The organism is Pseudomonas sp. RL_5y_Pfl2_69, assembly GCF_963970465.1.
Lineage (GTDB): Bacteria > Pseudomonadota > Gammaproteobacteria > Pseudomonadales > Pseudomonadaceae > Aquipseudomonas.
The window spans coordinates 272,835-285,151 of record NZ_CAXAOU010000003.1 but is presented as its reverse complement, the minus strand read 5'-3'; the positions used below and the strand labels follow the sequence as shown (position 1 = coordinate 285,151).

Annotated in this window: 9 protein-coding genes; 8 read left to right on the top strand and 1 reads right to left on the bottom strand. The window is 55.3% G+C overall.

Translation table 11 applies throughout. The features are described 5' to 3' along the window. The 8 genes from AACY07_RS07400 (at position 1) to brnQ (ending at position 11,849) form a co-directional block, all read left to right on the top strand. A complete protein-coding gene (locus tag AACY07_RS07400; protein WP_133078138.1) occupies positions 1–705 on the top strand; it encodes a succinate dehydrogenase iron-sulfur subunit in 705 nt (234 codons plus the stop codon). Positions 706–964: 259 nt separating this feature from the next. Next, on the top strand, positions 965–3,796 hold the full coding sequence (locus tag AACY07_RS07395; RefSeq protein ID WP_339474176.1) for a 2-oxoglutarate dehydrogenase E1 component: 2,832 nt from the start codon (positions 965–967) through the stop codon (positions 3,794–3,796). Positions 3,797–3,837: 41 nt separating this feature from the next. Beyond that, entirely contained in the window at positions 3,838–5,052 is a 1,215-nt protein-coding gene (odhB, locus tag AACY07_RS07390) for a 2-oxoglutarate dehydrogenase complex dihydrolipoyllysine-residue succinyltransferase (protein ID WP_019828557.1), read from the top strand. 105 nt (positions 5,053–5,157) lie between these two features. Beyond that, positions 5,158–6,594, top strand: coding sequence for a dihydrolipoyl dehydrogenase (gene lpdA / locus AACY07_RS07385; protein WP_133078139.1), 1,437 nt, complete (start codon positions 5,158–5,160; stop codon positions 6,592–6,594). Between the two features lie 226 nt (positions 6,595–6,820). After that, a complete protein-coding gene (sucC, locus tag AACY07_RS07380; protein ID WP_133078140.1) occupies positions 6,821–7,987 on the top strand; it encodes an ADP-forming succinate--CoA ligase subunit beta in 1,167 nt (388 codons plus the stop codon). After that, complete coding sequence (gene sucD / locus AACY07_RS07375; protein ID WP_019408932.1) at positions 7,987–8,868, top strand: succinate--CoA ligase subunit alpha; 882 nt, start codon at positions 7,987–7,989, stop codon at positions 8,866–8,868. The genes sucC and sucD overlap by 1 nt, the downstream gene beginning before the upstream one ends. 278 nt (positions 8,869–9,146) lie before the next feature. Beyond that, a complete protein-coding gene (locus AACY07_RS07370) occupies positions 9,147–10,046 on the top strand; it encodes a zeta toxin family protein (RefSeq protein ID WP_339474174.1) in 900 nt (299 codons plus the stop codon). A 489-nt stretch (positions 10,047–10,535) separates the two neighbouring features. Continuing rightward, entirely contained in the window at positions 10,536–11,849 is a 1,314-nt protein-coding gene (gene brnQ / locus AACY07_RS07365; protein ID WP_133078141.1) for a branched-chain amino acid transport system II carrier protein, read from the top strand. A gap of 170 nt (positions 11,850–12,019) precedes the next feature. Here the strand turns inward: brnQ and AACY07_RS07360 are convergent, their stop codons facing one another. Continuing rightward, complete coding sequence (locus tag AACY07_RS07360; protein ID WP_133078142.1) at positions 12,020–12,289, bottom strand: hypothetical protein; 270 nt, start codon at positions 12,287–12,289, stop codon at positions 12,020–12,022. Positions 12,290–12,317 lie beyond the last annotated feature (28 nt).

Genomic DNA, 12,317 nt, shown 5'->3' with positions numbered 1-12,317 from the left:
ATGTTGAAAGTCAGTGTTTATCGTTACAACCCTGATCAGGACGCCGCTCCGTTCATGCAGGAATTCGAGGTCAATACCCACGGTAAAGACCTGATGGTGCTGGACGTACTGGCCCTGATCAAAGAGCAGGACGAGGGTTTCTCCTATCGTCGCTCTTGCCGTGAGGGCGTTTGCGGCTCCGACGGCATGAACATCAACGGCAAAAACGCTTTGGCATGCGTCACGCCACTGTCTGCTGTCGTTAAAGGTAACAAGCTGATCGTTCGTCCACTACCAGGTTTGCCGGTTATCCGTGACCTGGTCGTCGATATGAGCATCTTCTACAAGCAATACGAAAAAGTTAAGCCGTTCCTGCAGAACGATACTCCGGCTCCGGCCATCGAGCGTCTGCAATCGCCAGAAGAGCGTGAAAAGCTCGACGGTCTGTACGAGTGCATCCTGTGCGCTTGCTGCTCGACCTCGTGCCCGTCCTTCTGGTGGAACCCGGACAAGTTCCTGGGCCCTGCTGCACTGTTGCAAGCCTACCGCTTCCTGGCTGACAGCCGTGACACCAAGACCAGCGAGCGTCTGGCTTCACTGGATGACCCGTTCAGCGTATTCCGCTGCCGCGGGATCATGAACTGCGTAAACGTGTGTCCGAAGGGCTTGAACCCGACTAAGGCCATCGGTCACGTGCGTAGCATGCTGCTGCAAAGCGGCGTGTGATCCAAGGCTGTACCGCAGGACCGCTTTAACCGTAAATGCTGCGGCGCAGGCTTCAACCGGCGCCGTAGTTTTAACCTGAGCAACAGCTCAAAAGCTGCGGCTCTTATTTTGAAGAAATGAGACCAGCAGGGGCATCCGGGCTGGTACCCGGACTATCAGCGTGATCCTAAGTGGCTTGTTTTAGTCGCTGTATTCGGACTTTCTCAAGCATGCTCTGGTGTTCTCGTCGATGGTGTCCCCTAACCGAGGGTGACCAAGCATGCAAGAAAGCGTGATGCAGCGCATGTGGAACAGCGGCTATCTTTCAGGTGGTAACGCTGCCTATGTGGAAGAGCTCTATGAGCTCTACCTGCACGACCCTAACGCTGTGCCAGAAGAATGGCGCACCAAATTTCAGACGTTGCCTACTGACGGCAACTCTGCCAACGATGTTTCGCACTCCACAATCCGCGATCATTTCGTGCTGCTGGCAAAGAACCAGCGCCGCGCCCAACCGGTTTCCGCCGGGAGCGTGAGCAGTGAGCACGAGAAGAAGCAGGTTGAAGTGCTGCGATTGATCCAGGCCTATCGGATGCGCGGCCACCAGGCAGCCCAGCTTGATCCGCTGGGGCTGTGGCAGCGTCCTGCACCTGCAGACCTGTCGATCAATCATTACGGCTTGACCAATGCCGATCTTGATACGACCTTCCGTGCCGGCGACCTGTACATCGGCAAAGAGGAAGCGAGCCTACGCGAAATTCTCGAAGCGTTGCAGCAGACATATTGCCGCACCATCGGCGCAGAGTTCACGCACATCGTCGATTCCGAGCAGCGCCACTGGTTTGAACAGCGCCTCGAAAGCGTACGCGGCCGCCCAACGTATTCGGCTGAAGTCAAAGGCCATCTGCTTGAGCGCGTGACTGCTGCTGAAGGTCTGGAAAAGTACCTGGGTACCAAATACCCGGGCACCAAGCGTTTCGGCCTGGAAGGTGGCGAGAGCCTGATTCCTTTGCTGGACGAGCTGATCCAGCGTTCGGGCAACTACGGCGCCAAGGAAATCGTTATCGGCATGGCCCACCGTGGCCGTCTGAACGTATTGGTGAACACCTTCGGTAAAAACCCGCGCGAGTTGTTCGACGAGTTCGAAGGCAAGAAAAAGATCGAGCTGGGTTCCGGTGACGTTAAATACCACCAGGGCTTCTCCTCCAACGTCATGACCGGTGGTGGCGAAGTCCACCTGGCAATGGCGTTCAACCCGTCCCACCTGGAAATCGTTTCTCCAGTGGTTGAAGGGTCTGTACGTGCTCGCCAGGACCGTCGTAACGACAGCACCGGCGAAAAAGTACTGCCAATTTCCATCCACGGTGATGCTGCATTCGCAGGTCAGGGCGTGGTCATGGAAACCTTCCAGATGTCGCAAACTCGCGGCTTCAAGACGGGCGGCACCATTCATCTGGTGATCAACAACCAGGTGGGCTTCACCATCAGCAATCCGGAAGACTCGCGCTCCACCGAGTACTGCACGGACGTTGCGAAAATGATCCAGGCACCGATCCTCCATGTGAATGGTGATGATCCGGAAGCCGTTCTGTTCGTAACCCAGCTGGCTATCGACTACCGCATGCAATTCAAGCGTGACGTCGTGATCGACCTGTTCTGCTACCGCCGTCGCGGTCACAACGAGGCCGACGAGCCAAACGGTACTCAGCCGCTGATGTATCAGCAGATCGCCAAGCAGCGCACTACCCGTGAACTGTATGCCGAACGTCTGACGCAAGAGAAAGTGGTGGACGCAGAACGCGTTCAGGCCAAGATCGACGAATACCGCAACGCGCTGGACAACGGTCTGCATGTTGTGAAAAGTCTGGTCAAAGAGCCGAACAAAGAGCTGTTCGTAGACTGGCGCCCATACCTGGGTCACGCCTGGACTGCGCGTCACGACACCCGTTTTGATCTCAAGACCCTGCAAGAGCTGTCTGCCAAGCTGCTGGAAATTCCGGAAGGCTTCGTTGTTCAGCGCCAGGTTGCGAAGATCTACGAAGATCGTCAAAAAATGCAAGCCGGCGGCCTGCCGATCAACTGGGGTTATGCCGAAACAATGGCATACGCAACCCTGCAGTTCGAAGGTCACCCGATTCGCATGACGGGTCAGGACATCGGCCGCGGTACGTTCTCGCACCGTCACGCCGTGCTGCACAACCAGAAAGATGCTGGCACCTACATTCCTCTGAAGCACCTGTTTGAAGGTCAGCCACGTTTTGACCTGTACGACTCGTTGCTGTCGGAAGAAGCGGTATTGGCGTTCGAATACGGCTACTCGACCACCACGCCTAACGCGCTGGTGATCTGGGAAGCCCAGTTCGGCGACTTCGCCAACGGCGCCCAGGTTGTAATCGATCAGTTCATCACCAGCGGCGAGCACAAGTGGGGCCGTCTGTGCGGTCTGACCATGCTGCTGCCACACGGTTATGAAGGTCAGGGCCCGGAGCACTCCTCTGCACGTCTTGAGCGTTACCTGCAGCTGTGCGCCGAGCACAACATTCAGGTGTGCGTGCCGACTACTCCTGCGCAGATTTATCACCTGCTGCGCCGTCAGGTCATCCGTCCGCTGCGCAAGCCGCTGATCGTCCTGACTCCGAAGTCGTTGCTGCGTCACAAATTGGCAATCTCGACCCTGGAAGATCTGGCCGAAGGTTCGTTCCAGACCGTTATTCCGGAAATCGATGCACAAGATCCGGCGAAAGTCGGTCGCATCGTGCTGTGTAGCGGCAAGGTCTACTACGACCTGCTGGAAAAACGCCGTGCCGAAGGTCGTGATGACATCGCCATCGTGCGTCTTGAGCAGCTGTACCCGTTCCCTGAGGACGACTTGATTGAAGTCCTGGCTCCGTACAAAAACGCCAAACATATTGTCTGGTGTCAGGAAGAGCCGATGAACCAGGGTGCCTGGTACTGCAGCCAGCACCACATGCGCCGCATCATCAGCGGTCACGACAAATCTCTCGTACTTGAGTACGCGGGCCGTGACGCTTCTGCTGCACCTGCTTGTGGTTACGCATCGATGCACGCTGAGCAACAGGCAAAACTGTTGCAAGACGCGTTCACTGTTTAACGCCTTCGCGCACTGAAACCGAATTTAAGGAACCAAAGAACATGGCTATCGAGATCAAAGCCCCAACATTTCCGGAATCGGTTGCCGATGGCACCGTTGCCACCTGGCACAAACAACCGGGCGACGCTGTAAAGCGCGACGACCTGATTGTTGACATCGAAACCGACAAGGTTGTGCTGGAAGTGCTGGCAACAGCTGACGGCGTACTGGGCGCTATCGTCAAGAACGAAGGCGACACCGTTCTGTCCGACGAAGTTCTGGGCTCCATCGTTGAAGGCGGCGTTGCTGCTGCTCCAGCCGCTGCTGCACCTGCTGCTCAGGCTGCTGCTCCAGCTGGCGAAGGCGAAGACGATCCAGTGGCTGCGCCTGCTGCTCGCAAAATCGCTGAAGAAAACGGTATCAACATTGCTTCCGTTGCCGGTACTGGCAAAGGCGGTCGTGTGACCAAGGAAGACGTAGTTGCCGCTGTTGCTGCCAAAAAGGCCGCGCCTGCTGCTGCGCCTGCCAAGGCTGCCGCACCTGCCGCTGCTGCTCCGGTTTTCGCTGCTGGCGACCGCGTAGAAAAACGCGTTCCAATGACCCGCGTTCGTGCCACCGTGGCCAAGCGTCTGGTTGAAGCTCAATCGAACATGGCGATGCTGACCACTTTCAACGAAGTGGACATGACTGAAATCATGGCACTGCGTTCGAAGTACAAGGACCTGTTCGAGAAGTCGCACAACGGTGTACGTCTGGGCTTCATGTCGTTCTTCGTCAAGGCCGCTACCGAAGCGCTGAAACGCTTCCCGGCGGTCAACGCTTCGATCGACGGTTCCGACATCGTTTACCACGGCTTCGCCGACATCGGTGTTGCTGTATCCAGCGACCGTGGTCTGGTAGTTCCGGTTCTGCGTAACGCCGAACTGATGAGCCTGGCTGAAATCGAAGGCGGCATTGCTGCTTACGGCAAAAAAGCCCGTGACGGCAAACTGTCCATCGACGAAATGACCGGTGGTACGTTCACCATCACTAACGGTGGTACTTTCGGTTCGATGATGTCGACCCCGATCGTTAACCCGCCGCAAGCCGCGATCCTGGGCATGCACAACATCCTTCAGCGTCCAATGGCAATCAACGGTCAGGTCGTAATCCGTCCGATGATGTATTTGGCTCTGTCTTACGATCACCGCTTGATCGATGGCAAAGAAGCTGTAAGTTTCCTGGTAGCAATCAAAAACCTGCTGGAAGACCCGGCTCGTCTGCTGCTGGATATCTAATAGAAGCGGCTGCAAGCTTCAGGTGCCAGGCTGCGAGAAAAAGCAGCCTGGCTTTGGCTTGTAGCGTGCTGCTGACAGCTTGTAGCTAATAGAGGATCTATTTTCATGTCTCAGAAATTTGACGTTGTAGTGATTGGTGCGGGCCCTGGCGGCTACGTTGCTGCCATCAAGGCTGCTCAACTGGGCCTTTCGACTGCTTGCATCGAAAAATACACCGACAAGGAAGGCAAACTGGCGCTGGGCGGTACCTGCCTGAACGTTGGCTGCATTCCATCCAAGGCGCTGCTGGACAGCTCCTGGAAGTACCACGAAGCCAAGGATGCATTTGCCATCCACGGCATCACCACCGGTGAAGTGAAGATGGACGTTGCTGCGATGGTTGGCCGTAAAGCCAACATCGTTAAAGGTCTGACTTCCGGCGTTGCTACCCTGTTCAAGGCTAACGGCGTTACTTCCCTGCAAGGCCACGGCAAACTGCTGGCCGGCAAGAAAGTTGAACTGACCAAGCCAGACGGCACTGTCGAAATCATCGAAGCCGAGAACGTGATTCTGGCTTCGGGCTCGCGTCCGATCGACATTCCACCTGCTCCAGTTGATAACAACGTCATCGTTGATTCGACCGGCGCCCTGGAATTCCAATCCGTACCCAAGCGTCTGGGCGTTATCGGCGCTGGCGTTATCGGTCTGGAACTGGGTTCGGTATGGTCCCGTCTGGGTGCTCAGGTAACGGTTCTGGAAGCTCTGGACACGTTCCTGATGGCTGCTGACGCTGCCGTATCCAAAGAAGCCTACAAAACCCTGACCAAACAAGGTCTGGACATCAAGCTGGGCGCTCGCGTTACCGGTTCCAAGGTTAACGGCGAAGAAGTCGTTGTGACCTACACCGACGCCAACGGCGAACAGACCATCACCTTCGACAAGCTGATCGTAGCCGTTGGTCGCCGTCCGGTGACTACCGAACTGCTGGCAGCTGACAGCGGCGTGACCATCGACGAGCGCGGTTTCGTGTTTGTTGACGATCATTGCGCGACCAGCGTACCGGGCGTTTTCGCCATTGGTGACGTGGTACGTGGCATGATGCTGGCACACAAGGCATCGGAAGAAGGCATCATGGTTGTCGAGCGCATCAAAGGTCACAAGACCGAGATGAACTACGACCTGATTCCATCGGTTATTTACACTCACCCGGAGATCGCGTGGGTCGGTAAAACCGAACAGGCCTTGAAAGCTGAAGGCGTTGAAGTTAACGTCGGCACCTTCCCGTTTGCAGCCAGTGGCCGTGCCATGGCAGCAAACGACACCGGTGGCTTTGTTAAAGTCATCGCTGATGCCAAAACTGACCGCGTACTGGGCGTCCACGTGATTGGCCCGAGCGCAGCAGAGCTGGTTCAGCAAGGCGCGATCGGTATGGAATTCGGCACCAGCGCTGAAGATCTGGGCATGATGGTTTTCTCCCATCCAACCCTGTCTGAAGCCTTGCACGAAGCAGCACTGGCAGTGAATGGCGGCGCCATCCACATTGCCAACCGCAAGAAACGTTAAGACCAGACAATAAGAAACCACGGCGGTTTGCCCGTCGTGAGCCTTGCTAGCAAGCCTCACCGCGGAACTTCCGCCGGACGCAGTCTTGTCTTGTTTGACTCAGGCCCGGCTCCGCTCACGCGGGTGTCGGGCTTGTAAAGGCAGCACAAGCAGCAGTCACAGGTGGTGCGGCACTAATAAAAGTGCAGCGCCGAATGCGCAGTACCTAACGAAGACGGTAAAAAGCATGAATCTTCACGAGTATCAGGGTAAGCAGCTGTTCGCTGAATACGGCCTGCCAGTATCCAAGGGTTATGCAGTAGACACCCCGGAAGCAGCCGCAGAAGCTTGCGACAAAATCGGTGGGACCGAATGGGTTGTCAAAGCCCAGGTTCACGCAGGTGGTCGCGGTAAAGCGGGCGGCGTTAAGCTGGTTCGCAGCAAAGAAGACGCTAAAGCATTCGCACAACAGTGGTTGGGCAAGCGTCTGGTGACTTACCAGACTGATGCCAATGGTCAGCCGGTCACCAAGATCCTGGTTGAATCGTGCACTGATATCGCTAAAGAGCTGTACCTGGGCGCTGTCGTTGACCGTTCCAGCCGTCGTATCGTATTCATGGCTTCCACCGAAGGTGGCGTGGATATCGAGAAGATCGCTCACGACACTCCAGAAAAAATTCTGAAAGCAACTATCGATCCACTGGTTGGCGCTCAGCCATTCCAGGGTCGCGAGTTGGCTTTCCAGTTGGGTCTGGAAGGCAAGCAAGTTACTCAGTTCGCCAAGATCTTCGTAGGTCTGGCCAAACTGTTCAAGGATCACGATCTGGCCCTGCTGGAAGTGAACCCGCTGGTTATCAAGGCTGACGGCGATCTGCACTGCCTCGATGCAAAAATCAACATCGACGCTAACGCCATGTACCGTCAGGCCAAGCTGAAAACTTTCCACGATCCGTCGCAAGACGATCCGCGCGAAGCGCACGCTGCCAAGTTCGAACTGAACTACGTAGCACTGGAAGGCAACATCGGCTGCATGGTAAACGGCGCTGGTCTGGCGATGGGCACCATGGACATCGTTAACCTGCATGGCGGCAAGCCAGCCAACTTCCTCGACGTTGGCGGCGGTGCTACCAAAGAACGCGTTACCGAAGCGTTCAAGATCATCCTGTCCGACAGCAATGTCGCTGCAGTACTGGTCAACATCTTCGGCGGCATCGTTCGTTGCGACATGATTGCCGAAGGCATCATCGGTGCAGTGAAAGAAGTCGGCGTGAAAATCCCGGTGGTTGTTCGCCTTGAAGGCAACAACGCTGAACTGGGCGCTAAAGTACTGGCAGAAAGCGGCTTGAACATCATCGCTGCTACCAGCTTGACCGACGCTGCTCAACAAGTTGTTAAAGCTGCGGAGGGCAAGTAATGAGCGTCCTGATCAATAAAGACACCAAAGTTATCTGCCAGGGCATCACTGGTTCGCAGGGCAGCTTCCACACCCAGCAAGCCATCGAATACGGCACCAAGATGGTGGGTGGCGTTACTCCGGGCAAAGGCGGCACCACTCACCTGGACCTGCCTGTTTTCAACACCGTGAAAGAAGCCGTAGCTGCCACTGGCGCAACCGCCAGCGTTATCTACGTACCGGCTCCTTTCTGCAAGGACTCCATCCTTGAAGCAGCTTTCGGCGGCATCAAGCTGATCGTTTGCATCACTGAAGGCATTCCTACCCTGGACATGCTGGACGCTAAAGTTAAGTGCGACGAACTGGGTGTTACCCTGATCGGCCCTAACTGCCCAGGCGTTATCACTCCAGGCGAATGCAAGATCGGCATCATGCCAGGTCACATTCACTTGCCAGGCAAAGTAGGCATCGTGTCGCGTTCTGGCACCCTGACTTACGAAGCTGTTAAGCAAACTACTGACGCCGGTTTCGGTCAGTCGACTTGCGTAGGCATCGGTGGTGACCCGATCCCTGGTTCCAACTTCATCGACATCCTGAAGTTGTTCCAGGAAGACCCGAAGACCGAAGCGATCGTAATGATCGGTGAGATCGGCGGTTCGGCTGAAGAAGAAGCGGCTGCCTACATCAAGGCACACGTGACCAAGCCAGTTGTTTCCTACATCGCTGGTGTGACTGCCCCTGCTGGCAAGCGCATGGGCCATGCTGGCGCAATCATCTCTGGCGGCAAGGGCACTGCAGACGAGAAGTTTGCTGCTCTGGAAGACGCAGGCGTTAAAACCGTGCGTTCGCTGGCAGACATCGGCAAGGCTCTGTCCGAGCTGACTGGCTGGGCAATCAAATAAGCCACGTGCTTAGCTGATAGCTACACCAGACAAAGGCCACCTTCGGGTGGCCTTTGTGCGTTTTGGCTGTTGGAGTTTCGTTGTCAAACACCTATACATGGCTTCAGGTCGAAACAATTAACTTTATAGTTGATCCTGTACTCTTTACTGGCGCGGGAATAAACATAATGCGAGAGGGTGTTGCTGAAATATCCGCATGTATATTGGTTTTTCAGTTTCTTGACTGGTTATTTATGGAGAATGAAAATCTTAACTTCTCAACTAATGGAAGTTAAAGCATGAAAGGTATTTTTCCAGGAATGGTCGGCGTGCAAAAGTCCGCCAGTTTTCATGAGCTTCGGCAAAATCAAGTTTCTTCAGATCCCAGAAAAATAGAGTCATTGGGCAGTGAGGATAAACTCAAATTATTACAGGCTGTTATAAAAGAATTAGCGGCCACTGCAACTTCTCAGAAAAACCCTGCGGCCCACATTGTCACCGGCCAGATGGGCGCTGGAAAATCAACGGCGATAAACAGTCTTTCAGCACAGTTTAAAGGTAACTGTGTGATCGTCGATTACGATGATCTGAAACGTTTTGTCCCTGGTTACGCTGAGGCGGCGCGAGCGGGTTATCCTGGCACTGTGCCCGGCAGCAAGGAGATAGCCCGCTATCTGGAGGAGGGTCTGCAAAAGCATGGGCTCGAAAACAGGCTCAACATGGTCATCCAGAAATCCATCAATAGTAGAAATCATGAAGTGCTGGCGGCAGCCAAAGCGTCCAAAGAACATGGTTACCGTGTATGCCTTAATATCCTGGCAGTTGATAAGGCCACCAGTACGATGGGTGTATTCTCACGGTATGAGTCTGGTCTGAAAGACATCAATGAACATAATGACTCACGGGATGGTGCCAGAAGAACACCCATGGATTATCACGATGATGCGTATGTCAGTACCTCGAACCCCGAACGATACGAAAGCCTTGTGCCTGAACTGGATGAAGTTGTAGTGAGTGGCAGGGCGGGTGAGGTTTATTATCGTGGAACGACAGATATATCACCTGGCAAAATTGTCGCGGCTATTGAACGGGGGAGGGAAAGTGGAAAGTTCGAACCCGTTCCATTGTTCGAGAAGCTGTCGTCACTTGTTTCGTTTAATGCGCAGTTCGCCAATCCAGAGCTAAGAGACAAAAAATAACTGATGGGCCATCGCCTGTCAGATACAAAACCCGCTTGACTGCGACACTGCTCAAGTGTGGGAGCGGGCTTGCTCGCGATGGTCGTTAACGATGCCCCACACTTACCTAATAAATACGACGCTCTGAAGACCATCGCGAGCAAGCCCGCTCCCACAGAGGCAAAAATCACTTACGTGAACAACATTGCACCTTCGGGTGGCCTTCGTGCCTACCCCATCGCGGCAGCGCCAACGCTGCAAAACCACATCAAATCAATTTTCGATGTCATCCAGGCGACAACTGCGTTCGTTCATCGGACAGTCCGCCCTCTAACAGTGCGTTGTAGGAAAAAAATCGGTAATCTTGCCGCCATTCTGCATTTCTGCGTGTGCATCCCAAAAGGAAGCCGCGCGCTAGACGGGTCGGACTTATACAGACCGACAGCATTTCCCACATCCGCACGGGAAATTCCCCTCTAAATTCCGATTCAGTAGTGTGGTATTTCCGTAATGAAAGTATTGAAAGGCCAGGACATCCTGGCACTTGGGTTTATGACTTTTGCCCTGTTCGTTGGGGCTGGCAACATCATTTTCCCGCCAATCGTTGGCCTGCAGGCTGGACCTAACGTCTGGATGGCCGCATTGGGCTTCCTGATCACCGCGGTAGGTCTGCCGGTGGTCACTGTTATTGCGCTCGCCAAGGTTGGCGGCGGAATGGACGCACTGAGCAGCCCGATCGGTAAAGTGGCTGGCGGCTTGCTCGCGGCTGTGGCCTACCTGGCTGTTGGTCCGTTGTTCGCCACCCCGCGTACCGCCACCGTATCCTTCGAGGTCGGTCTGGCGCCGTTGACGGGTGAAAGCCCGCTGGCGCTGTTCTTGTACAGCTCGGTGTACTTCCTGATTGTGTTCTTCGTTTCGCTGTATCCGGGTCGTCTGCTCGACACGGTAGGGCGCTTCCTTGCACCGTTGAAGATCATCGCGCTAGCGATTCTCGGTATTGCCGCCGTAGCCTTGCCTGCGGGTGATATTGGCGTTGCGACCCCTGAATACGTCGCCGCACCCTTCTCCCAAGGGTTTATCAATGGCTACCTGACCATGGATACCCTGGGCGCGCTGGTGTTCGGCATTGTGATCGTGAACGCCATTCGTTCCCGTGGGGTTGAATCGCCGAAGCTGATTACCCGCTACGCAATCATTGCCGGCCTGATCGCCGGTGTTGGCCTTGCACTGGTCTACATCAGCCTGTTCCGCCTGGGGGCGGGCAGCCATGAAGTGGCGGCGGGCGCAACCAATGGCGCGGCAGTACTGCACGCCTATGTACAGCATACGTTCGGTTCCCTGGGCAGCGGCTTCCTGGCTGTACTGATTGCCCTGGCTTGCCTGGTAACGGCCGTTGGCCTGACGTGCGCCTGTGCTGAATACTTCAGCACGGTGTTGCCACTGTCTTACAAGACTCTGGTGATTATCCTTGCGGTGTTCTCGCTGGCCGTGTCGAACCTTGGTCTGACGCAGTTGATCGCCTTCTCCATCCCGCTGCTGACGGCGATTTACCCGCCGTGCATCGTGCTGGTGGCGTTGAGTTTCTGCAAAGGCCTGTGGCATGCCCAGGCGCGGATCGTGGGTCCGGTGATGCTGGTGTCGTTCATCTTCGGTTCGATCGATGCGCTCAAAGGTGCAGGCCTGGCTGGCTGGATTCCGAGCCAGCTTGCGAATATGCCCTTCAGCGACCAGGGTTTGGCGTGGCTGGTGCCATGCCTCGTGACCTTGGTGGGCGCATTTATTTGCGACCGTCTGCTGGGCAAGCGTGCTGAAGCACTCGCGTAATTATTCGGTTCGCCAAAAGCGTTCCTGAATACCTGAAAAAGCCCTGCATCTCACGGATGCAGGGCTTTTTTTATGGCGCTGTGTTCGGGTATCGAAGCAAGAAATCTTGAGCCCGGGACACAACAAAGCCCGCACTTGGCGGGCTTTGTGTTACCTCACAAAAAGCCGTATTACTTGCTTTCTGGAGTTGCCACTGGAGCAGCAGGAGTAGCAGGAGCGGCTTCTTCAGCGGCGGCTTTGTTGGACTCGGCCTGAGCTTTGGCAGCTTCGGCGTTTTCTTTCGCCGCGTCGTTCACTTTGTCCTGGGCTTCAGACATTTTTTCTTGAGCTTGCTCAGCGTGCTGAGTGGCTTCCTGGGCTTTATCTTCGGACTTCTTGTCACACGCAGCCAGACCAAGGGTGGCAGCCAGCATCAAGGCAACAGCAAAAGTATTACGCATGGGGTGTTTCTCCTTATGAGTAGATCTA